This window comes from Roseibium sp. SCP14 (assembly GCF_040329475.1).
Classification (GTDB): domain Bacteria; phylum Pseudomonadota; class Alphaproteobacteria; order Rhizobiales; family Stappiaceae; genus Roseibium.
This window is the reverse complement of the sequence record NZ_JBDZYH010000001.1, coordinates 15,538-36,955: the sequence shown is the minus strand read 5'-3', so window position 1 is coordinate 36,955 and position 21,418 is coordinate 15,538. Positions and strand designations below refer to the sequence as shown.

The following is a 21,418-nucleotide window of genomic DNA, read 5'->3' as shown; positions in this document are numbered from 1 at the left end:
CCTATAGCAAAGCGCGGCGCAATGATTGCGCCGCGCTTGAGTTTGTTCAGTACGTTTTCAAATCAACCGCCGTATACGTCAAAGGAGAAGTACTTGTCGTTGATTTCCTTGTATTTTCCGTTCGCCAGAATGGCTTCGATGGCTGTGTTGAACTTATCTTTCAGCTCGCCGTCTTCCTTGCGGATCGCGATGCCGGCGCCTTCACCGTTGATGACCAGGTCCGGAGTAAGGGTGCCGAGGATCTTGCAGCAGGAGCCGTCGTCGGTTTCCAGCCACTCGGACAGCACCACAACGTCATCGATAACGGCATCGATACGACCGCTGGCTACGTCAAGCTTGTATTCGTCAGCGGTCGGATAAAGTTTTAGATCGGCGGACGGAAGCTTTTCTTCAGCGTAGTTGGAGTGCGTTGTCGAGGACTGAGCGCCCAGGGCGACACCGCTCAGGTCCGCATCAGTGGTGCCGGCAACCTTGGAGTCTTTCGGTACGGCGATTGCCGGAGGAGTGTTGTAATACTTGTTGGTGAAGTCGACCTTCTGCTTGCGTTCCGGGGTGATCGACATGGAAGCGATCACGGCGTCGAACTTACCGGCCTGCAGAGCCGGGATCATGCCGTCCCAGTCCTGAACGACGAATTCGCATTCGACCTTCATTTCATCGCAAAGTGCTTTTGCGATATCGACGTCAAAACCGACAAGCTGGCCGTCTGCAGTCAGATTGTTGAACGGAGGATAAGCGCCTTCGGTGCCGATACGCACCTTGGACCAGTCTTTAGCCTCAGCGCCGCCAACAGCGGCCAGAACTGCAACAGCGGCCGCAGCCATACGCAGAACACGCATATTATCTTCCCCTAATATTATTTTTTCGCAGCGCAGACGGGTTCGTCCCGACTTTTTGCTCGAGGGCCCTATTCCATACACTTCGTTCCAAATTTCAAGCATGAGCACGAAAAAAACACTGTGTGACCTTGTCTAATTTTCACTTTTTTGACCCTGACCCAAGGGAAGAGTGGCCGATTGAAAGAAGTTGATCTGCAAGATGTTGCTCAGGAGGGAGCGCACGAGCCGAGAAAACAGGTTTTGCAGATTATCGGTGAACGGCAGTTGAGGTTTCAAGATCAGCATCACCGGTGCCGTTGCTGACTTCCAGAACCGATTGAAGTGAAATGACCGGACGAGAGAGTGCGTCCCCGGCGGATGCTCCGTTGCCCGGCGAATTGGCGAAGACGGGTTGCTTGGTCAGTTCGGCGATCTTTTCCTCGTGCGCTGCGCGGTCACCGGGGGAGAGATTGTCCAGGTTTGCTTCTGTCAGGCCATGATCCCGCAAGTACTTGTGTCGAATTCTTTCTTCTTCCGGCAACTCGGTCCAGGCCAGATACTGTTCGGCAAGTACCGATCGAAAATTCAGAAACTCGTGCTTAACGGATTTGCTTTGTGTGGGAACCTGTTTGGCAGGGTTGGAAGAAGCAGGTGGCGCTTCGCTGGATATGACTTTCATCTGGCCCCGCAAATGTCTCGGTAATTGCAACTGAATTCGACCATGCAAGCGGCATGCCGCAATCGTTGATGAAAATTCCTTATGAATTCCATGAACTTCTTGAATTTGATGCCAGGCAGAAGACGCCGTAGGTAACTTGCTGCCGGTACGGGGCCGGTCCTTGTTACCCGTCAGCAAAATTTGCCGGGGTGAGGCGATAGGAGAAAGAGATGTCTGAAATCCATTTGTTCATTGGCAACAAAAACTATTCTTCATGGTCGTTCAGGCCCTGGATAGCCTTGAAACACAAGGGCATCCCATTCCAGGAAACACTGGTTCCGTTCGACATGGAAAATGGTAATCCGAATTTCAGGGCCTTCTCGCCCAGCATGAAGGTTCCGGTGCTGAAGGATGGAGAGCTGACGGTCTGGGACAGCCTTGCGATTTTGGAGTATGTCGCCGACTGCTTTCCTCAAAAAGGACTTTTGCCGGAAGACAGGGTAGCCCGCGCCAGGGCGAGGGCAGTGTCGGCCGAGATGCATTCCGGCTTCCCGGCGCTGCGGGGCGCTTGCCCCATGAACATGCGTCGGCCTGTTGAAGTTCTGGCTGTCGACGAAGCAGTCAAGGCCGATGTCGCCAGAATTGTCGAAATCTGGACGGAGTGTCTCGAAGCTTCAGGCGGGCCATTTCTCTTCGGAGATTTCACCATCGCGGATGCGATGTATGCACCCGTTGTCAGCCGTTTTGCGACCTATACTTTGTCAGAAGATCCGGTCGTTAAGCAGTATCACGGCACAATGAGCGGTACAGATGCCTGGAAAACCTGGGAAGAAGAAGCCCTGAAGGAAACCTGGATCGTTCCTGAAGACGAGATCTGAACAGGGCGCGGTTACTCGGCGGCGGCTGAATTGCCGCCGCGCAGTGCACCTTTTTCGTCGAAATAGTCCTGCAGCCGTTCAACGAACCTTCGAACCTTCAGTGGGATGAAACGGTTGGAGGGATACACCGCGTGAATGGGATGGGGCGGGTATTCCCAGTCCGGTAGAACCAGTTCAAGCTCTCCTGTGCGGACATAGGGATCGATCAGCCAGCGGTTTGACAAAGTGATGCCCAGACCGGCGAGCGCTGCCTGGCGCAGGGTTGCGGAGTTGTTGACGATCAGGGTCGGATTGATCTTCACCGAAAGCTTTTCGCCAAGAGTGCTGAGAAAGGGAACCCGATCGCCGGTCGAAATATTCTTGTAGAGCAGATAGTCGTGATCCGGCAGGTCTGCCGGGTGACGGGGACGACCGCGTCTTTCCAGATATTCAGGTGAAGCGATAAGGCAGCGTTGTGCCAATCCAAGCTTCCTGACAATCAATCGGTCATCCTTGATTTCACCCATGCGGATCGCAACGTCGAGACGTTCCTGGATCACGTCCACAAAGACGTCGGACAGAGACACATCAAGCAAGATGCACGGATGCTCCTTCTTGAACCGGATCAGAAATTCCGACAGGACGGTTTCGGCAAATCCCAATGGCAACCCGATGGAAAGCGGCCCGGACATTTGCGCCTCTTCGCTTTGCACGGACCGGTCGGCTTCCGTGAGGCGATCCAGGATGTCGCTGGCATATTCAAAATAGCGTTCTCCAGTTTCCGTAAGGCTCAGCTGCCGGGTTGTCCGGTTCAGCAGTCTTGTTCCCAGATCTTCCTCAAGTCCGCGAATCTGCTGGCTAACGGCGGGCTGCGAAACGCCCAGATGCTTGGCGGCGGCGGAAAAACTGCCAAGTTTGACCGACTGAACAAAGCTGGAAAGGGCACCGAATTTATCCATCTGTCATTCCCGTTAGATGTGATGGCATTGAGAATCAGTTACATAAGTGCTGCTTATGAGTTTTATAAGATTTTCGGGTCTTCAAAATTTTTCCGTATGAAACACTTTTAGAAGCGACCCGGCCAGCCTCTTTGGCACGCGGTCTTCATACACATCTTTTTTCGGGTCGAGCCGGGAGGCCATTCATGACCATTTCTGACATTTCACTTTCCAGACGATCTCTGTTTGCAGCTGCCGGGGCAGGGGCCTTGGCTGTAGCTGGTGGGGTTTCTCTTATTCCCTCTCCAGTACAGGCGGCGGCCCCAAAGGCGGGTGAGCCCCTGGCAGGCGCGTTGCGTTACAAGGTCGGTGACTTCGAAGTCACGGCATTGCTGGACGGGTACCTCGATGTGACGCCGGAGGTTGTTGTCGGATACGAGGAAGCCGAAGGTCAGCGGATGCGCGATGCCGCTCTGATCGATGGCAACGCTCTGCGTATTCCGGTGAACGCGTATCTGGTCAACACAGGGGATCGTCTGGTTCTGGTCGATGCCGGTACGTCGGACGCACTCGGCCCGACAATGGGGCGTCTGCCGTCAGCGCTTGCTGCTGCCGGCGTCACCGCAGACCAGATAGACGCGGTACTGATCACGCATATGCATCCCGATCACCTGTTCGGTGCGGTCGATGGCGACGGCAATCCGGTGTTCAAGAATGCGGAACTGATCCTGCCGGAAGTCGACAATGCCTTCTGGTACGATGACGCCGCAATGAACGGAGCGCCCGAGCAGTTCAAACCGTTCTTTCTCGGTGCACGGCGAGCAGCGGAAGCCTATAAGGACAAGCAAACGCTCTTTTCAGGCGAAAAGGAGATCTTGCCAGGGGTGAGTGCGATGGCCCTCCCAGGGCATACCCCGGGTCACAGCGGGTACGTCTTTGACAGCAATGGTGAAACACTGGTGATCGCCGGCGACATCATTCACATGACCGTCTATCAGTTCGAAAGACCGGACTGGGGAATCGGTTTCGACATCGATGCGCCGACAGCGGCAGAAACCCGCAAGAAGTTTTTCGACCAGGCGGCAAGCGACAAGCTCTTCTTTGCCGGTGCGCATATCCCGTTCCCGGGCATGGGGCGTGTGGTCAAGAACGCTGATGGATATCGATTTGTTGCTGCCGGCTGGCCTTACGCTTATTAAGGCTCCGCTTTGGTAATCCGGCGGATCTCCGCCGGGTTACCGGATACCGAAACCGGAAAATGGCAGGAAAGTCACCGGTTCACCTTTTTGAATGGCGGTGACATCTTCCGGGATTTCGATCAACCCGTCCGCTTCACGCAGTCCGGTGATCAGTCCCGATCCGTCTCGCGCGAACTTATGGGCCGTCGTTTGGCCCTTTTCATTGGTCTCGAGAAAGCCTCTGTAAAACTCGCGCCGGTCCGGCTTCTTTTTCGGAACTTCGAATGCCGCAGGTACTTGAAAGCGCTGCGGATTCAGAAATGGACCACCTGCAAGAACACTCAGCACAGGACGGGCATAAAGAAGGAAACAGACCATGGCGGCGACGGGATTGCCCGGAAGCCCGAGAAAGACGCAGGAGCCGATGTTCCCGAACATCATCGGACGCCCGGGCTTGATCGCCAATTGCCACATGTGACAACTGCCGAGCGTGTCGAGCGCTTGCAGGACATGGTCTTCTTCTCCGCGGCTGGCCCCTCCGGTTGTCAGAATGACGTCGAACCGGTCAGCTGCGTCATTGAGAGTTTCCTCCACCAGGGACGCGTCGTCTTTCAGGATGCCAAGGTCTTCAAACTCGACCGGCGCGGTCGCGCACAAACCGCGCAGCAGGAAATGGTTGGAATCATAGACGTCGCCGACCGTAATCAGATCGCCAGGGCGCCGTAGCTCGTCACCGGTGGAAATGAGTGCGACCTTCAGTTTCCTGAAAACGTTGATTTGCGCCTGTCCGGTCGAAGCGATGGCGGCAAGGTCCTGCGGGCGCAGCAACTGGCCGGTGGACAATATGGTAGTGCCTTCGGCTACATCTTCACCAGCCTTGCGGCAATTGGCACCCGCCTTGAGACCTTGTGGGACAATGACGAAATCCTGCCCGTCCTGCTGATGCGTCTCGCAGTCTTCCTGCATGGCAACCGTGTCAGCGCCAGGAGGCATGACTGCTCCGGTGAAGATCCGCGCTGCAGCCCAGGGGCCGAGAAGGGCGTCGCTGGCGTGCCCTGCTGCAATGCGCTGCTGCAGGCGAAAGAAGCCTCCCGCCTCATCAAAGTCGGTATGACGGAAGGCGTAGCCGTCCACCGCCGAATTGTCCGCAAGCGGTATGTTGCGCGGCGCGGTAATGTCCTTGGCCAGGATACGCTCCAACCCGTCTTCGATCCGGACCGTTTCCGTATCCGCGATGGCAGACATGCGGTCGTTCAGTATCTTCAGCGCTTCCTGGTGGCGCAGCCTGTCCTTGTCGTGCAGAAAACAGTCGTCCAGTAACGCTTGCCGGGTCATGAAGCTTTCCTAACAAGACCGAGATATTCCTGAATGAAGTCTGCCATAGTAGAAACGTCGTTCAAGTCAAAGACAGGCAGGATTTCATTCGGCAAAACGTGATCGGTTGCGACGGCCAGAATATTGGGGTCGGACGGCGCCAACGGTCCCTTGTCGTGAGATTCCGTCCTTCTCGCCTCGATCTTCGGATGGTTCTCGCGCTTGTAGCCTTCGATCAGGATCAGATCGCAAGGAGCCAGACGTGCGAGTATCTCGTCCAGTGACGGTTCGTCTTCACCTCTGAGTTCATGCATCAGGGCCCAGCGGCGGCCCGAGACAAGCGCAACTTCGCTGGCTCCCGCTTCTCGGTGACGGTAGCTGTCCGCGCCTGGCCGGTCGATGTCGAAATTGTGGTGCGCATGCTTGACGGTCGAGACTTTGAACCCTCTGGCGGTAAATTCGCTCACGAGGCGTGTCACGAGTTGCGTCTTGCCGGAGTTCTTCCAACCGGTAATGCCGAAAACGGGAGGTGTTGTCATGAAATGCGTGAGCTCAGAGCGTTGCGGACGGTCGCCAGATCGTCGGGTTTGTTTGCATTGAAGAACGGATCGAGACCCGTAACCGGATCTGTGTCGAATGACACTTCTACGCTGTCGTGCCGGTCAACGAAAGCGAGCACTTTGCCGCTCTGCCCGGTTGTCAGCCAATTGTGAAGATCCGAGTGCAGGGCTACCGGCCAAAGCCCGAAGACCGGGTGAAGTTTGTCCGAAGACGAGGCGAGCGCGATAACCGGCTTGTCCGAGGGAACGGAAGAGCAGAGACGTTTGACCAGACTGACCGGAAAGAAGGGAGTGTCTCCGGCGACCGACACGACATGCGTGACACCCGGCAGCCTTTCCCTGGCATAACTTAATCCTGCCAGCACACCCGCCAGTGGTCCGGCATATTCTCCCACCGGATCGGCAATAATCGGAAGTCCGAAGCGCGAAAAGCGTGCCGGGTCGCCATTGGCGTTGAGAATGACGCTGGGTACCTGGGGGGTGAAGCGGGAGAGGATCATCTCCAGCATTGTCTTGCCGCCGAGATCCATGAGGCTCTTGTCGCCACCTCCCATGCGTCTGGACTGGCCACCCGCCAGAACACAGCCGAGCACTTTGTCCACGGTCAATACCTCGCGCTCCGACTTCATTCCGCTGCCAAGCTCCCTTTTCGTTTCGATTTCTCCGGTTCGTCTTCCGCATGACCGGGGTCCATGTCAAATTCAATTCGATCGGCTCCGGACAGGGCCATGAAGCGTTTGCCCTTTGCGCGACCGATCAGGGTCAATCCGGCCTTGCGCGCCAGTTCGACACCCCAGGCGGTGAAACCGGACCGGGAAACGAGAATAGGAATTCCCATCATCACGGTCTTGATCACCATTTCAGAAGTGAGCCGGCCCGTCGTGTAGAAGATCTTGTCGTGTGCGGGGATATCGTTCAGAACCATCCATCCTGCGATCTTGTCGACAGCGTTGTGTCGGCCGACATCTTCCATATAAACCAAGGGCTTGTCTTCTTGACAAAGGACGCAGCCGTGGATAGCTCCAGCCTCCAGATAAAGCGAAGGGGTTGTGTTTATGGCTTTCGTCAGGGCGTAGAGCCACGAGGTCTTGAGGCCTGATTCCTGAGGAAGTTCGACGTTTTCAAAGCCGTCCATGACATCGCCGAAAACGGTGCCCTGAGCACATCCGGACGTGCGGACCTTTTTCTTCAGCTTCTCTTCGAAGTTGGTCTCCCGCTCGGTGCGCACAACAACGACTTCAAGATCATCGTCATAATCGATGCCGGTGATGACGTCGTCGTCAGCCAGCATGTTCTGATTCTTCAGGTATCCGACTGCCAGCAGGTTCGGGTGATCGCCGATTGTCATCATCGTGACCACTTCCTGGGAATTGAGGAACAGTGTCAGAGGTTTTTCGGTCACAACCTTGGTTTCGACCGGTATGCCATTCTGGTCGATGCCGCTGACTGACGTCGAGAGTTTCGGATCCAGGGGATCGGGTTTAAGCACGTATGGGCCTGTCAAAGCCGCGCGACTCCACATGTAATTGTTTTACAAACACTATGGGACGCTTTTGTCCAAGAGCAAGGCATTAGTTCTGAGAACGCAGTTTTGTGAGCAACATAAAGGCACCACCGGCAAGCAGTCCCCAGAATGCTCCTGATACCCCGAAGAAACCGATACCGGATGCGGTCACAACAAATGTGATGATGGCACTGTCCCTTGTTTCCGCCGACTTGGTGGCCTCTCCGATGGAAAAGGCAAAGGCCGTGAGAAGAGCAAGGCCTGCAACGGCTTCTATGAGGATGGAAGGAGTTGCGGCAACCAGTGCCATGACGAGACCGGCAAAGAGTCCGAACAGGATGTAAGCAACGCCGCTGGCTGCAGCTGCCCAGTATCTTTGACCGGGGTCCTTGTGCGCATCCTCTCCGGCACACATGGCGGCGGTGATGGCTGCAAGGTTGACCGCGTGACCACCAAAGGGAGCTGAAAGAAGACTGAAGACGCCTGAGAGAGTGAATAGAGAACTGCTGTGCGGCTTGTAACCGTATGCTCTTAGAACGGCGACACCGGGAATATTCTGCGATGCCATTGTCACGATGAACAGCGGCAGCGCGATACTGACCAGCGCTTCAAGCGAGAATTCGGGGGCAATCAGGATGGGCCGGCTGATCAGGGGCACTTCGGAAAGGTTGATTGGCCCGCTGTCGTAAAATGCAATCGCGAAAGTCACGATCATGGCGAGTGGTACGGCATAGAGCCTGAAGAGCCGGAAGGCCACTGCCCAGACAATGATAATGGTCAGTGCACTGGCTGGATATTCGGCGACCGCACGGACAGGCGCCAGGCACAGCCCGAAGAGGACGCCTGCAAGCATTGCATTTGCCAACGGGCTGGGAATGGCTGCGACAATCCGGCCGAAGGGGCGTATGAGCCCGGCAAGAATTATCAGGAACGCGCAAAGGATGAAGGCGCCGACTGCAGCAGCGAAACCGCCGTCAACCGGCCCGGCAGAAGCCAGAAGGGCAGCTCCAGGTGTTGACCAGGCAATGCTGACAGGAATTCTGGTATAGAGCGAAGCGACAACTGCGCACAAACCCATGGAAATGGAGAGTGCCATAAGGCCGCTGGTTGCCTCGCTGGCTGTTGCGCCCGCTGCTGACAATCCCTGAATGACGATAGCAAAGGAACTTGCAAAGCCGACGATGGCGGCAAGCAAACCAGCAGAAATCGATTGGATGGAGGGGTGTCCGCCGGACATGTGTGCTCCCTGATGATCGAGGGGGAGCACACTACAGGTGTCATCGGCAAAATGGCTATGACCTCAAAGTCACAGCAGCGCGCTAAGCATCACCTGGACACGCGAAAAAGGTGTGCAAGCGCTGTCCTGAAAGAGATCAGATCATCAGCATGTCGTTCGTCAGACGGCCTGCCTGAAGTTCCTTGGCGAAATGGCCAAAAGCCTTGTAGGCCTCTTCGCGGGTCACTTCACCTGGATGGTCCAGAAGTGGTCTCAAGACGTCGTGCCTGGAGGCCGCAATGCCGTCCGTCAGGTCCCGGAAAAACATCAGGGAATTCGGAAACAGGCGGAAATCCACCGGTTCGTGAATGATGCCTTCAATGTCATGGAGGCGCGGGTCGTTCATCACACAATAGACTGTGTCCAGCACTTGTCCGGTCTGGCCTTCAAGTATTTGGATAATGTGCTGGTCCACAAGCAGGAGGGCGCCTGTAACACCCGCTTTTCGGTTGATGCGCCGAATACGCAGGAGTGTCTTGTCGATCTCGTCAGGCAAGGACAAGTGCATCTTGTCCCATCTGATTTTGCTTCGATAGCAGGCGCGATAAAGTTCCATAGCGAGTCTCATCCTTTTGCCGATGAAACCAGCGTGCGCTTCAATTCCTCACATTTGCTTAAAATTTGAAACGATCTGGAAGAATAGAGATCAAAGTTACCAGATAGTTGCCAAGTTCTCCGAAAACGTGTGCTTTTCAATCGCCGAAGTAGATCAAGAAAACTGTGCAAAACAACGTACGATTATCTTTGTGTGGATAAGCAGCTCAACGTTCTTCTGCAAGCTTGAATTCCAGTCCTGACTTAACTGCTGGCCATTCGTGCGGGAGAATCGAATAAACGGCGGTATCGCGCAATGCGCCATCTGCGGTGCGCTGGTGAGAGCGCAGAACTCCGTCCAGTTTTGCTCCAAGGCGCTCAATTGCCGTTCGGCTTTGCCTGTTCATGAAGTGAGTGCGGAACTCGACGGCAATGCAGTCGAGTTCTTCGAAGGCGTGAGTGAGCAAGAGGCGTTTGCACTCGGTATTGAGGCGCGTTCTCTGAGCGGCTTTCCGGTACCAGGTTGAACCGATTTCGACGCGTTTGTGCACCGGGTCGATGTTCATGTAGGTGGTCATCCCAACCGCCTTGCCGTCCGGCCTTAAAACGGCAAAGGGAAGCATGGAACCGGTATCCTGCAATTTAAGACGGCGATCTATTTCCTGATCAACCGTATCGGGATGCGGAACGGAGGTATACCAGACTTTCCAGAGATCACCCTCAGCGGCCGCTTCTGACAGGTCTTGTGCATGAGATTGCGAAAGCGGAACAAGTGAGGCGTGGGTGCCGGTCAGGGTGACGGGAAGGGGCCAGGGCATGAATTAGCTCCGAGAAAACTCTGGTGATGTTAAAAGGGGCGCTCTTCGCCGCTCCACTTGAAAAATTTGCCGGTGTCGGAAATCGTGAGGCCATGTCCGATCTTCAGAACGCCTTTGGCGACGTCCGTCGGGCAGTTGTCGGCCTCACCACCTCCCATGTCCGTTCTCACCCAGCCCGGGTCGATCAGAGCGACGGGAATGCCGTCTGCTTCCAGTTCGGTCGCAAGTCCCTGCATCACCTTGTTGACCGCCGCTTTCGACGCGCGGTAGGCAATCCGGTCGGATTTTCGATATCCCATCCAGGACATTTGGCTCGAGATGGTCAGGATCTTTCCAGTACCGGCTCTTTTCAGATGAGGCAGAAAAGCCTGTGAGACCGCAAGTGGCGCCAGCGTGTTGGTCGCCAACGTTTCGTGGAAGCCGTCGAAGTCCATCTCAAGGGGAGATTGATTGTCAGGGCCAATGATTCCCGCGTTGTTGATGAGAAGATCTACATCGGCAGTCAGTTCTTCAGCCACCGTCCGAACCGCGCCGTGGTCGGTGACATCGAAGACCAGTGGTTTGAAGTCCGGGCCAAGCTTGCTTCCTGTTTCAAGTGCGGAGCGTTCGGAGCGGACGGAGCCGTAAACCGTCCATCCTTGTGAAAGTGCCTCCCGCGCTAGTTCGTATCCGATCCCGCGGTTGGAGGCGGTGATAAGGCAGGTAGGCATTTTTTCATCCTGAAGCAGTCAATTCCGGCAAGTCGGAAATTGTGGAACGGTCTTCCAAGTTATTCAGCAGGCCAATCAGTGCAATAGAAACATTGTCACCATTTTGCGCAGGGACAATGCGGCACATCCTTGATCGGACCCTACTTGTATTTAGCGTGAATGAGCGCATAGGTGCCGTCGGCCTTGACGGCCGCAAGACCTCTGTTGAATTCGGCAAGTAATTTTATTGCGCCTGGAAAGACCTTGGAGAGGCAGAGATACAAAGGTTTTTCGGCAAAGGAAATGAATTCGAACATGCCGGGGTCTCCGGATTGGGAAATCATGAAATCGGTTGCCTGTTTGCCGTTGTAGAAATAGTCGAACCGGCCAAGCCGAAGCATCTTTATTCCGGTTTCATCGTCAGGAACGCTATAGGGGGCGATGCCCATGTCGCGGAGCTTCAAAAATGAGGAATAGCCGTCAACGGCTGCAACACGCTCACCTATCAAGTCACTCGCGTTGCGGATGTGACCTGACGGGTGACCCCCGCGGTGGTAAACGCCATCGGTTGAGGTGCTCAGAAGGTCGGAGTAATAAAAAAACTCTTCTCTCTGCTTTCGGTGTGCGCAGGAAAGTATCGCCGCAGCCGTCCCCGATTTCACCTCCATTATCGCCCTGTTCCAGGGAAGAAAAACAATGCGCACTGGTTGTCCGACCCTGCGGAAAGCCTCGGAGACAACCTCATGGTCGAATCCGTTCAATCCGTCGATGGGCTCAGCAATTTCAAACGGTGGGTAATTCGAGGCAGTAATTGTTATCTCGGGACGATTTTCCGTGTTGGCTGGAAAGATGAACGAAGTCAACAAGCAGAAGAAAATCCCAGTCGCTAGAATCATTCGACAATATGAGGGTTTCGATTTGTGCATGCCGCAAACGTAATTGAATTCCAGATCTAAATTTTACATTGAGTGTATTTTGAGAGTTCTAAGTTTATCTAAATGTACAGGTAAAAGGGAAATGCGTTGATTTTTGCGCTCGGTCTTGTGTCCATAATTCTTCAATTCTATGACTGGAGTGAGAGAGGGGATGGAGGCGAGACGTGCTGCATTTTGGCAGATTGTAATCGCGCCAGCGCACACTAGTTTCCGGGAGTAGGTAACCGGCGCTTCGGTTGGAGCCGGAGAATCGAACAGGACGTATTTATGAGCGACACCATCAAGAGCATCGTTTTGGAACGCCTCAGACAGATCAAGGGACCCGATCTTGAGGGAGACATCGTTTCGTTGGGCCTTGTGTCAGATGTATTCGTTTCAGACGGACGGGTTGCATTTTCCATCACCGTACCAGCTGAAAGGGCGCAGGAACTTGAGCCGCTGCGTCAGGCGGCAGAGAAGGTGGTCAAGGAAATTGACGGCGTAGAAAATGCAATGGTGGCGCTGACGGCCGAGCGTGCTCCGGGCAACGCGCGCAACACGGCGCCTAAACCGGCGCCCCGGCAGCCGCAACGCGCTCAGGAGGAACAGGCTCCTGCCAAGCCGGGAGTTCCCGGTATCAAGCATATTATTGCGGTTGCCTCAGGTAAGGGCGGCGTCGGCAAGTCGACGACCACGGCTAACCTGGCTTTGGGAATGGCAGCCAACGGTTTGAGGGTCGGTGTACTGGATGCCGACATCTATGGTCCGTCTGTTCCGCGTCTCTTCAACGTGTCCGGCCGACCCGAAACCGTCTCGGGCAGAGTGCTGAAACCTTTGGAAGGTTACGGCATCAAGGTCATGTCGATGGGCTTCATGGTGGAAGAAGAAACACCGATGATCTGGCGTGGTCCAATGGTGATTTCCGCATTGACCCAGATGCTGCGGGAAGTTGCCTGGGGCGATCTGGATGTCCTCGTGGTCGACATGCCGCCGGGAACGGGTGACGCTCAGCTGACCATGGCGCAGCAGGTGCCGCTTGCCGGTGCCGTCATCGTGTCCACTCCGCAGGATCTGGCACTGATCGATGCGCGCAAGGGGCTCAATATGTTCAAGCGCGTAGACGTTCCGGTGCTCGGCATTGTTGAAAACATGAGCTATTTCCTGTGCCCGGATTGTGGCGGACGTCATGACATTTTCGGTCACGGAGGCGCGAGAGCCGAAGCGGAGCGGCTGGGAGTTCCTTTCCTTGGCGAAATTCCGCTGACCATGAAGATCCGCGAAACTTCGGATGCGGGAACACCGGTCGTTGTTTCAGATCCGGAAGGTCCTGTTGCCGGGATTTACAAGGATATCGCGACGAAAGTCGTCGCCGGTATCCAGCGGTCCGCAGCCTCACAGGAGCGCGCAGCCCCCAAAATCGTGTTTGACTGATCTTAGATTTTGGCGACCGGTGGTTTGCCGGTCGCCAGACCTTTGACCGATAGGCAAGCCGCGTTGCTTTGCAGTCCCCTTACAAAAATGTTTGCGCGACACAGTTTGTTCCGGTGGGCAATCGGCCGAAAGTATCGTTCAGCCAAAATTCGAAACAAGAATTTCGAACGGTCTACGATTCCTCAACGCACCCGTGAAGGGGGCTGAAAACTCAGACTTTCAATCATTCTTTCAGTTACTGATTGAAAACTGTCAGAGCGAGTTCGATCGTGCGCATCCGAACAACTAGCTCCACGTCGAAATTTCAAAAATTTGGATTACTCTGCAAAGGCTGTCTCAGAGATCCAACAATCTTTGTTTCGCCAAAGATCTGGCTACCGTAATTATTCAACGTTTCAGTATCTCATTATCAATGCGATCGATTTCTGTCTCATACCAAGCAATTGTTTCGTGTGGATCGCTTCGATAGGCTTCAGCAAATGTGTCTGGCGCTTCTGTGTTCTCGTCATACTGGGTAGACCAAACCATCATTTGGATCAGAGCAGGCAGGATGTCGCGAGCCTTGCGAGTGGGGAAATAACAAACCCTGCTGGCTTTGCGCGGGTCAATCTGCCTGTCTAACATCCCGGATGCTTCAAGCCGTGACAGTCGATCTGCAAGTATGTTGGTCGAAATACCTTCAGGCGAGTTGAGAATTTCGCTGTAGGTCCGTTTGCCTAGCAGCAACACGTCCCTGAGGATCAGGAAGCACCACTTATCTCCGAAAATGCCTGCTGCATATCGAGTTGGACAACCATGCCAATCGAGGGGTTGGGTTTTGCTCATTTGGACAAAATAGTCGTCGGCAAAAGCTCTTGCAATGTGCAAGTGCATCATGTATCCAAAATTCACTTGCAAAATGAAAGAGGAATTTACTCATGCCATCGCCCTTCGTTTGGTTCGACAATTTGGGAGAGGATCGCCTTGCAACTACCAGGTTCCTGCGAAACGCATTTGGCTGGGTGCCCAATGACATCGGGCCTATGACATTTCTGACGGCCGAAGGACAGGAGAAGCCATTTGCCGCAACTTCAGAAACGCTGAACGGCATCGAGGGATGGGTCCCTTATCTCGAGGTCGATGACCTGAACGAAGCCGTCGAAAATGCAAAAAAACACGGCGCCGAAGTCATTGCCGAGAATCTGAAAGGCCCGGCTGGCGATGCCAGCTTTATACGCGATCCAGGTGGTGCGCCGCTGGCCTTGTGGAAGCGCGCCCAAGAGTTGAAGAGCTCGCAATGACGAAGATTTTTTTGGCCACTGCGGGCTACGCCATAATTGTTTTTCCTCTTGCGCTTGGCTGGCATGTTGGTCTCTTCAAACCAATGTATGAGGAATTCGGTTACTTCGTCGGCGAGCCGAATGTTCCCGTGGGCTTGCTGACGATCATCATCCAAGGATTTGCCCTGGCACTGATCTATCCGCATTTTCACACGGGCAGTTCTGGTCTGACGCGAGCATTTCAGTTTTCTGGCCTTGCAGGTCTGTTCTACTGGACGTCGCACGTTCTTGCACTGGTCGCGAAGCAAAATGTACCCAACGCCAGCAACTTCATTTTTCTGGAAACGGGTTACTTGGCGATCCAATTCGGACTATTCGCACTTCTGCTAGGCATAATTTATCGAGAAGCGGAATGAAGAAGGCCGATATCGTGGTGTCTCAAGTGGTGGCAGCACCACTTGAGAAAGTCTGGGAAAGCTGGGCAGACTTTGGTGGCATTTATAAGTTCCATAAAGGAGTTGCTAGAACCACTATCCTCAAAGATTCGGCGCCACGCGGCATCGGTGCTGTGAGATTGTGTGAACTTTCAGACGGCAAGAATGAAATTGAAGAGCAAGTAGTGGAGTGGATTCCCCTGCAGAAGATCGGGATTGAATTCAAACGTACAAGTTTGCCGATAGCGCGTGCACGCGCAGATTTTTTGTTTGATACATGTTCCGATGATCGGGTCTGCGTGGAGATGCAGTTTTCATTCGAGCCCCGTGGCTGTTTCATGCGCATTGCTAAGCCTGTCTTGAGTTGGAAAATGCGGCAAGGATTTCAGAAATTGCTCAAGAGCAACAAAGATTACCTGGAACTTAGCTGACATAAATCCAAAGCAGCTGTCGTAGTTCCTGGGCGTGGGAGAAACGGCGTTGCGCTTGATCAAGTTTCAACGCCGCCAATTTCTTCTCCATTGGATTTCAAGCGAGATTTCGGTGTTATTGCTCGTTGCAGCTGCAAGATTGCAGGTGGAGTGAATTGAGAGTTTCAACAATGGTATTTTTGACGAGAAACAACCATGAAATGCGTTTTCACGCCCGGATCACGCAGGGGGATTATTGTGTCTGGATCGAGTCGCTAAAAAGTATCTAGAGAAGTAAGGATTCCTTATCGGGCATGTCTTCCCACCGTCCACAAATCAAAGGTGAAGAAGAAGCTAGGCCTTCGTTGGGTGTCCTGATCGCGATTTCCAGTATCAGCCCCCTGGCAATGCAGATTTATCTTCCGTCGCTGGCGGGAATGATGATCGTCTTTTCCGCCACGGCCGGCGAAATTCAGCTCTCCATGTCGGCGTTTTTTGTCGCCGTTGCCATTTCACAATTGGTGTGGGGCCCCTTGTCGGACCAGTTCGGAAGGCGGCCGATCGTGATTGCCGGAATGGCGCTGTTTGTCATTGGCAGCGTGTTGTGCCTAGTTGCACCGACAATCGAAGCATTGATCGCAGCTCGTGTTGTCCAGGCTGCCGGCGGTTGTACCGGAATGGTCCTGGGGCGCGCAATCGTGCGGGACCTTTACGGTCCCCGGCAGGCCGCCAGCATGATCGGTTACGTCACGATGGGCATGGCCGTCATGCCGACGATCGCACCAGCGATCGGCGGAGTTCTGGACGAGGTCTACGGCTGGCAGGGCGGTTTTGTTCTGATGCTCGTGTTCGGGGTAGGTGTCTTGTTCGCGAGTATCTACGCGCTGCCCGAGACCAACCGCAGGCCGGTTGCGATCGGGGCAGGGCAGGCCTATCGATCCTACACGTCCTTATTCAGAGAACCGTTATATTGGAGCTACGCCCTTACGGCGGCGTTCTCGGCACTCACCTATTTCGCCTATCTTGGCGGAGCACCATTCATTGCTGCGGAAATCCTTCAATTGAGCGCTGCCCAGATGGGTTTCTATTTCATGTTCGTTGCGCTTGGGTACATCGTTGGAAACTACATTTCCGGAAAGTTCGCCGAGCGTATCGGACTGTTTCCAATGATCCTGGCCGGATCATTGATCGGTGGACTTTCGGTCCTGCTGATTGCCGGTTTCACCTATTGGGGCATCGTCACGGCGACCAGCTTGTTCCTGCCAATGTTCATACTTGGGTTGGGGAACGGCGTCTGCCTGCCGAGCGCAATCTCCGGCGCGGTAAGCGTACGTCCGGATCTGGCTGGTGCGGCATCAGGGTTGACCGCCTCCTTCCAGGTCGGCATGGGAGCGGTTGCCGGCACCTTGGTTGCATGGCTGTTTGCTGAAAGTTCTCTTGCCGGATCGCCCTGGAGCATGATCATTGTCATGGCTTTCGGCATTGGCAGTAGCCTGATCGCAGCTCTTTCCGTGAAGAGGCTGTCGACGCGCGCCAGTTTGCAGCCCGCGGAATGACTTCCGCCAAAATACGTGCATGCCGGAAAATAGCCTGGAGTGAGGCCTATGGAAAGTTCAGCCTCCGGTCACGCTCATGTGGCGCGACACTGCCGGTTGCTTGGTGTTCCGGTCAATCACGAAATCATGACCCTTCGGCTTCCTGCCGATAGCTTCATCGATTGCACTGCTGAGGAGCTCGTTGCCTTCTGACGCACGGAGCGGTGCCCGAAGATCTGCCATGTCGTCCTGACCGAGACACATGTAAAGCTGACCAGTGCAGGTCACTCGAACCCGGTTGCAGCTTTCGCAGAAATTGTGGGTCATCGGTGTGATAAAGCCAAGGCGCCCCTCGGTTTCCTCGACGGTCACATAACGGGCAGGTCCACCGGTCTTATAAGGATTGTCGGTCAAGGTGAACTGTTCGGCGAGGCGGTTTCGGACCGTGGAAAGAGGCAGATACTGGTCGGTGCGGTCGCCATCGATTTCGCCAAGGGGCATGGTTTCGATCAGCGTCAGGTCGTGGCCCTGACCGTGACACCATTCAAGCATGTTTACGATCTCGTGCTCGTTCACGCCCTTCAGAGCGACCATGTTGACCTTGATTTGCAATCCCGCTTCGGTCGCTGCACGGATACCATCCATGACTTTTCCGAGGTCACCCCAACGGGTGACCGCCTTGAATTTCTGAGCATCGAGCGTGTCAATGGAAACATTGATCCGACGGACGCCGCAGTCGTAAAGCTCGTTCGAGAAACGTGCCAACTGGGAGCCGTTTGTCGTGATGGTCAACTCTTCGAGAGCGCCACTATCCAGATGCCGTCCAAGGCTGCGGATCAGGCTCATGATGTTCTTGCGCACGAGCGGTTCGCCACCGGTCAGGCGCAACTTGCGTACACCTTTTTCGATGAATGCGGTGCACAGCCGGTCAAGTTCCTCAAGGCTGAGGACTTCGCGCTTGGGCAAGAAAGTCATGTCTTCTGCCATGCAGTAAACACAGCGGAAGTCACAACGGTCGGTCACTGAAACCCGCAGATATGTAACGGCGCGTCCAAACGGATCGATCATCGGCGAAGGGGAAGTGGATGTGCCTGCCTCCGGTGCCGGGACCACAATCTTACCGTCTGTCACGTTATGCTCTCCCTCGATGCCCTTGATCTTGAACTGATCATATGGCGCGGCATCAAACAATATCAATTGAAACCGGACCAGTTCTGTCCAGTTTGCGATATCAGGTAAACTTCTCAGTGTAACATTGTCAATGCCACACGTGACATCGGCTTGTCGTAGATGCCCGTCAGTCCCTTGCAATATCAAGATAGGTTCTGATCTCGGTCAGGGCAGGCACCAGTTCCTCGATCTTTTCCTTTGGAATGTTCCGGCAAAGCGCGTCGATGTCCGGATCGATGGATCGTATTGCGTCCTCACGAAACTGCCTGCCGGTTTGAGTTAGCCACACGGTCTTGCTGCGGCCGTCTTTCGGATTCGGGCGCATCTCGACAAAATGATGCTCCAGAAGACCGCTCAGCGTGTGTGTCATCGTTGTCTTGGGAACCTGAAAAGCTTTCGCAAGGGCAAGCGGAGTTTGTCCGTCCTTGACCCGGATCAGGTGATTGACCACGCTGAAATGAGGCAGGGTCAACCCTTTTGGCAAACGTGTTTCCAGCGCGGTTCGGCTCAGTTGCGCGATGATGCCGATTTCATTGAAGAACCTGAAAAAGGCGTTGCGAGTTTCGCTATCCATTCATGATCCGTGTTTCAAGCGGCCAGCGCGGCGTCCGTGAAGGGTGGGGGCCGTAACCCAGTCTCCCAAGCATCTGAACTGTTTCTCCCGGCTTGGCAAGTATTCGATGTGTTTCGGCATAGTGCGGTGCCATTTCCTCATATTCCTGAAGAGCCTGGCTTACCGGATGAAGCGAAAGCCCGAGCCTTGTCGTCTCCAGGTTCAACCGAAGCCAACGCCTGCCGGCGGCAATTTGCTCGTATCTTGAATTTCCGTTGGTAGTGAGCGCGATATAGGCTGGAGTTGCCGAGAGCATTTCCTGATAGATCTTCACACCTTCCCGGAAACCGGTCGAATTGGGGTCGAGCTGGCTTTCGCGGGTCAGGATGCCAGCCAATATCAAAGTTTCAAGAAACGGTCCGCCGAGGTCAATGCCATCAGGATTCGCATTGATTTCCGATTTTCCGAAGCGCATCAGATCAACGCTCTCTTTCAAGGCGTGTCGTGTGTGCATTTCGGTCAGCCACGCATCCCAGGTCAGCTTCCGTACCCTTTCGACCTCTGCGTCCGCAGTAATTACTGTTCCGTAGGCACTCAGCGTCTCTGATATTTCCGGTGAAATCGGTCGGTCTTCAAATGGTTCTTTGCACGACCTGCGATCAAGAATGAATGGAACCAGAGGGTCGGTCATGCCTCCTTCCGTGATCGTTACATCGGCAATCGGTCCATCCAAGCCTTCGGGAAACAGGTCGATTGCCGTTGTTTTCTGTCGAAGCGTGGCGGCGACTTTCAACAACTCAAGAAAACACCCAAGGCCAACGAAAATCTGGCGGTGATAAGGATCGGTGTGAGGGAGATCTCGGGTTTGGTCACGATGCAGCCGAAAGCTGTCTTTGCCTGAAAGTTCGATCAGCCAAGGCTGCCTGTTGTGAGGGTTCGGTGCCAGGAGTGCATAGGAAAGGGCGAACAGACGGTCATCTTCATACCCGCCTGCATCAGCCCAGGGGGCATGAGCTGCCTTCGGTGTTCGTGTTGCCATGAATGTGCCCGCAGATGCACTCGCGGCAAAAACAACACCACCCCCGATAAGCGCCAAGGTCTTCCGTCGTGTCAAAGTCATGAGAGCTCTCCATATAGTGCGATATCGAATTAAATAGTGCGAAATCGTACCAAATCAAGCAATCTGTCAAAGAATTTTGCTCGAAGGCTTGAAATGAAACCAAAAGGTGTCATTTAAATAACACCGAATGGTGTCATGAAGAGGTGCCGCATGAAGATGCAAATGATGTTTCTGCTTGCTTCGATCGGAACGAGCTCCGTCATTCCGGCGTTTGCTATGGAGCCTGAAGTGATGAAGTTGAAGTCCCTGGAGGACTTGGACTGGGAGACCACTCCCGAAGGTGTTGGGTTTGCGGCGCTTCAGGGAAACAGGTTTGAAGAAAGCTACATGGCCATGGTCCGCTTGCCGGCTGGTCTTTCAAGTCCGCTTCACATCAAGAGCGCAGCCATGTTCGGCGTGGTCTTGTCTGGCGAGATTGTTCATCTCCCAGGGGACAACAATGACAGGTCCGGCAAAGTTCTCAAATCCGGTGCGTTCTATGAGATACCTGCCGGTATGCCCCACATCAGCAAGTGTGTTTCGGCAATGAGCTGCATCACATTCCTGTTTCAGGACGGTCCTTTCGATTTTCTCCCGGTGAAGGAGGGCGGACGATGAACACGGGCCCTCAGAACGTATTCCGGGCGCTTGCAGACCCGACACGGCGGCAGATTCTGATCTATCTGACGAAAGAAAGTCTTGCAGTCGCGGACATTGCCGACCGGTTCGACATCACAAGAACCGCGATCAACAAACATCTGGCCATTCTGGAAGAAGGAAATCTCATCAAGCGAGAAGTGAGTGGCCGGGAAAGACGCAGCACGCTCAATCCCGAGCCTCTCAGATCCGCTTTTGAATGGCTTGGTTACTTCGAAAGTTTCTGGGACGCGAGACTATCCGATTTGCAGCGTGAAATTTCAAAGGAAATGGAAAAGACCAAGGAGAGCGACCAATGAACGCGACGACCATTACCAAAACGGTTTTTCTGGATGCGCCACGCGAAGTTGTCTGGGACTTCCTGACGAAAAAGGACAAGTTGGCCAGATGGTTTCACCCTGCCGAACAGGACCTCAAAGAGGGGGCAGACTATACGCTTCTTGATCAGCGGGGAGACATGAGCCGGATTTGCTGGGGAACAGTCCTGGAAATGCGTCCGTTCGAAAGCCTTGTCTACACGTTCACGGTCAAACCGCTCAACGGTGCCATGACAACGGTTCGCTGGAACCTGAAGGAAGCAGCGGGAGGCACTCAACTCACTTTGTCTCATGAAGGGATTGAGCAGGCGGCCGGCGAGGCAGCGTTTGCGATGTTGAGTGCGTTGGACAGCGGATGGGACGAGCATTTTGGTCGCTTGCGCAAGGAAGCGATGGCACGTGTGGAAGCCTGACCCGGAGTTGGAGCTCAGCGCGGGACACCCAAGACATTTTTATTGATCCGTTTGCTGTCCCTGACGTACTTTTTTCAAAGAT

At 54.4% G+C, this 21,418-nt stretch carries 26 protein-coding genes; 10 read left to right on the top strand and 16 right to left on the bottom strand.

What is annotated here, in order from left to right:
- Positions 1-62: 62 nt before the first annotated feature.
- A complete protein-coding gene (locus ABLQ08_RS00205) occupies positions 63-839 on the bottom strand; it encodes an ABC transporter substrate-binding protein (RefSeq protein ID WP_352938054.1) in 777 nt (258 codons plus the stop codon).
- 247 nt (positions 840-1,086) lie between these two features.
- The gene (locus ABLQ08_RS00200) at positions 1,087-1,497 is read right to left on the bottom strand and encodes a hypothetical protein (RefSeq protein WP_352938052.1); all 411 of its coding nucleotides are present in this window, start codon (positions 1,495-1,497) and stop codon (positions 1,087-1,089) included.
- A gap of 209 nt (positions 1,498-1,706) precedes the next feature.
- Here ABLQ08_RS00200 and ABLQ08_RS00195 point away from each other — a divergent pair, with 209 nt between their 5' ends.
- The gene (locus ABLQ08_RS00195) at positions 1,707-2,354 is read left to right on the top strand and encodes a glutathione S-transferase family protein (RefSeq protein ID WP_352938049.1); all 648 of its coding nucleotides are present in this window, start codon (positions 1,707-1,709) and stop codon (positions 2,352-2,354) included.
- Between the two features lie 11 nt (positions 2,355-2,365).
- Here the strand turns inward: ABLQ08_RS00195 and ABLQ08_RS00190 are convergent, their stop codons facing one another.
- Positions 2,366-3,292 (bottom strand): LysR family transcriptional regulator, encoded by a 927-nt coding sequence (locus tag ABLQ08_RS00190; protein WP_352938047.1) that lies wholly within the window; start codon positions 3,290-3,292, stop codon positions 2,366-2,368.
- A 185-nt stretch (positions 3,293-3,477) separates the two neighbouring features.
- Between ABLQ08_RS00190 and ABLQ08_RS00185 the strand changes: the two genes are divergently transcribed.
- Entirely contained in the window at positions 3,478-4,470 is a 993-nt protein-coding gene (locus ABLQ08_RS00185) for an MBL fold metallo-hydrolase (protein ID WP_352938045.1), read from the top strand.
- Between the two features lie 36 nt (positions 4,471-4,506).
- Here the strand turns inward: ABLQ08_RS00185 and glp are convergent, their stop codons facing one another.
- From glp to ABLQ08_RS00140, 9 genes are all read right to left on the bottom strand, one after another.
- On the bottom strand, positions 4,507-5,784 hold the full coding sequence (glp, locus tag ABLQ08_RS00180; protein ID WP_352938043.1) for a gephyrin-like molybdotransferase Glp: 1,278 nt from the start codon (positions 5,782-5,784) through the stop codon (positions 4,507-4,509).
- The gene (mobB, locus tag ABLQ08_RS00175; RefSeq protein WP_352938041.1) at positions 5,781-6,302 is read right to left on the bottom strand and encodes a molybdopterin-guanine dinucleotide biosynthesis protein B; all 522 of its coding nucleotides are present in this window, start codon (positions 6,300-6,302) and stop codon (positions 5,781-5,783) included. The genes glp and mobB overlap by 4 nt, the downstream gene beginning before the upstream one ends.
- Positions 6,299-6,952, bottom strand: coding sequence for a molybdenum cofactor guanylyltransferase MobA (gene mobA, locus ABLQ08_RS00170; RefSeq protein WP_352938039.1), 654 nt, complete (start codon positions 6,950-6,952; stop codon positions 6,299-6,301). The genes mobB and mobA overlap by 4 nt, the downstream gene beginning before the upstream one ends.
- Positions 6,949-7,845 carry a formate dehydrogenase accessory sulfurtransferase FdhD gene (fdhD, locus tag ABLQ08_RS00165; RefSeq protein WP_352938037.1) on the bottom strand — a complete coding sequence of 299 codons (897 nt, stop codon included), beginning with the start codon at positions 7,843-7,845 and terminating at the stop codon, positions 6,949-6,951. The genes mobA and fdhD overlap by 4 nt, the downstream gene beginning before the upstream one ends.
- 49 nt (positions 7,846-7,894) lie before the next feature.
- On the bottom strand, positions 7,895-9,064 hold the full coding sequence (locus ABLQ08_RS00160) for a benzoate/H(+) symporter BenE family transporter (protein ID WP_352938035.1): 1,170 nt from the start codon (positions 9,062-9,064) through the stop codon (positions 7,895-7,897).
- 136 nt (positions 9,065-9,200) lie between these two features.
- A complete protein-coding gene (locus tag ABLQ08_RS00155) occupies positions 9,201-9,659 on the bottom strand; it encodes a BLUF domain-containing protein (RefSeq protein WP_352938033.1) in 459 nt (152 codons plus the stop codon).
- 205 nt (positions 9,660-9,864) lie between these two features.
- Positions 9,865-10,455 (bottom strand): GNAT family N-acetyltransferase, encoded by a 591-nt coding sequence (locus ABLQ08_RS00150; RefSeq protein ID WP_352938031.1) that lies wholly within the window; start codon positions 10,453-10,455, stop codon positions 9,865-9,867.
- A gap of 29 nt (positions 10,456-10,484) precedes the next feature.
- Positions 10,485-11,165: an SDR family oxidoreductase gene (locus ABLQ08_RS00145; protein WP_352938029.1), complete on the bottom strand. Its 681-nt coding sequence runs from the start codon at positions 11,163-11,165 to the stop codon at positions 10,485-10,487.
- Positions 11,166-11,305: 140 nt separating this feature from the next.
- Positions 11,306-12,040 carry a substrate-binding periplasmic protein gene (locus tag ABLQ08_RS00140; protein ID WP_352938026.1) on the bottom strand — a complete coding sequence of 245 codons (735 nt, stop codon included), beginning with the start codon at positions 12,038-12,040 and terminating at the stop codon, positions 11,306-11,308.
- Between the two features lie 306 nt (positions 12,041-12,346).
- Here ABLQ08_RS00140 and ABLQ08_RS00135 point away from each other — a divergent pair, with 306 nt between their 5' ends.
- On the top strand, positions 12,347-13,489 hold the full coding sequence (locus ABLQ08_RS00135) for an Mrp/NBP35 family ATP-binding protein (RefSeq protein ID WP_352938023.1): 1,143 nt from the start codon (positions 12,347-12,349) through the stop codon (positions 13,487-13,489).
- 387 nt (positions 13,490-13,876) lie between these two features.
- Here the strand turns inward: ABLQ08_RS00135 and ABLQ08_RS00130 are convergent, their stop codons facing one another.
- Positions 13,877-14,365, bottom strand: a complete 489-nt coding sequence (locus tag ABLQ08_RS00130) for a winged helix-turn-helix transcriptional regulator (RefSeq protein ID WP_352938020.1) — start codon at positions 14,363-14,365, stop codon at positions 13,877-13,879.
- A 41-nt stretch (positions 14,366-14,406) separates the two neighbouring features.
- On the opposite strand from ABLQ08_RS00130, the gene ABLQ08_RS00125 reads away from it, so the two are divergent.
- The 4 genes from ABLQ08_RS00125 to ABLQ08_RS00110 all read left to right on the top strand — a co-directional run bounded on the left by ABLQ08_RS00125 (position 14,407) and on the right by ABLQ08_RS00110 (position 17,148).
- Positions 14,407-14,769 (top strand): VOC family protein, encoded by a 363-nt coding sequence (locus ABLQ08_RS00125; protein WP_352938018.1) that lies wholly within the window; start codon positions 14,407-14,409, stop codon positions 14,767-14,769.
- On the top strand, positions 14,766-15,164 hold the full coding sequence (locus ABLQ08_RS00120; protein WP_352938016.1) for a hypothetical protein: 399 nt from the start codon (positions 14,766-14,768) through the stop codon (positions 15,162-15,164). The genes ABLQ08_RS00125 and ABLQ08_RS00120 overlap by 4 nt, the downstream gene beginning before the upstream one ends.
- Complete coding sequence (locus ABLQ08_RS00115; protein WP_352938014.1) at positions 15,161-15,613, top strand: SRPBCC family protein; 453 nt, start codon at positions 15,161-15,163, stop codon at positions 15,611-15,613. Before ABLQ08_RS00120 ends, ABLQ08_RS00115 begins: the two co-directional genes overlap by 4 nt.
- Positions 15,614-15,906: 293 nt before the next feature.
- Positions 15,907-17,148, top strand: coding sequence for a multidrug effflux MFS transporter (locus tag ABLQ08_RS00110; protein WP_352938012.1), 1,242 nt, complete (start codon positions 15,907-15,909; stop codon positions 17,146-17,148).
- 57 nt (positions 17,149-17,205) lie between these two features.
- Here ABLQ08_RS00110 and moaA read toward each other — a convergent pair whose 3' ends face one another.
- From moaA to ABLQ08_RS00095, 3 genes are all read right to left on the bottom strand, one after another.
- Positions 17,206-18,195, bottom strand: coding sequence for a GTP 3',8-cyclase MoaA (moaA, locus tag ABLQ08_RS00105; RefSeq protein WP_352940480.1), 990 nt, complete (start codon positions 18,193-18,195; stop codon positions 17,206-17,208).
- Between the two features lie 229 nt (positions 18,196-18,424).
- The gene (locus ABLQ08_RS00100; protein WP_352938009.1) at positions 18,425-18,871 is read right to left on the bottom strand and encodes a MarR family winged helix-turn-helix transcriptional regulator; all 447 of its coding nucleotides are present in this window, start codon (positions 18,869-18,871) and stop codon (positions 18,425-18,427) included.
- Entirely contained in the window at positions 18,864-19,970 is a 1,107-nt protein-coding gene (locus ABLQ08_RS00095) for an Acg family FMN-binding oxidoreductase (protein ID WP_352938007.1), read from the bottom strand. Before ABLQ08_RS00095 ends, ABLQ08_RS00100 begins: the two co-directional genes overlap by 8 nt.
- A 150-nt stretch (positions 19,971-20,120) precedes the next feature.
- Between ABLQ08_RS00095 and ABLQ08_RS00090 the strand changes: the two genes are divergently transcribed.
- From ABLQ08_RS00090 to ABLQ08_RS00080, 3 genes are read left to right on the top strand one after another with little or no spacing between them, the layout of a single operon-like run.
- Positions 20,121-20,567 carry a DUF4437 domain-containing protein gene (locus ABLQ08_RS00090; protein ID WP_352938005.1) on the top strand — a complete coding sequence of 149 codons (447 nt, stop codon included), beginning with the start codon at positions 20,121-20,123 and terminating at the stop codon, positions 20,565-20,567.
- Complete coding sequence (locus ABLQ08_RS00085; RefSeq protein ID WP_352938003.1) at positions 20,564-20,905, top strand: ArsR/SmtB family transcription factor; 342 nt, start codon at positions 20,564-20,566, stop codon at positions 20,903-20,905. The genes ABLQ08_RS00090 and ABLQ08_RS00085 overlap by 4 nt, the downstream gene beginning before the upstream one ends.
- On the top strand, positions 20,902-21,336 hold the full coding sequence (locus tag ABLQ08_RS00080) for an SRPBCC family protein (protein ID WP_352938001.1): 435 nt from the start codon (positions 20,902-20,904) through the stop codon (positions 21,334-21,336). Before ABLQ08_RS00085 ends, ABLQ08_RS00080 begins: the two co-directional genes overlap by 4 nt.
- The last annotated feature ends 82 nt before the right edge of the window (positions 21,337-21,418 follow it).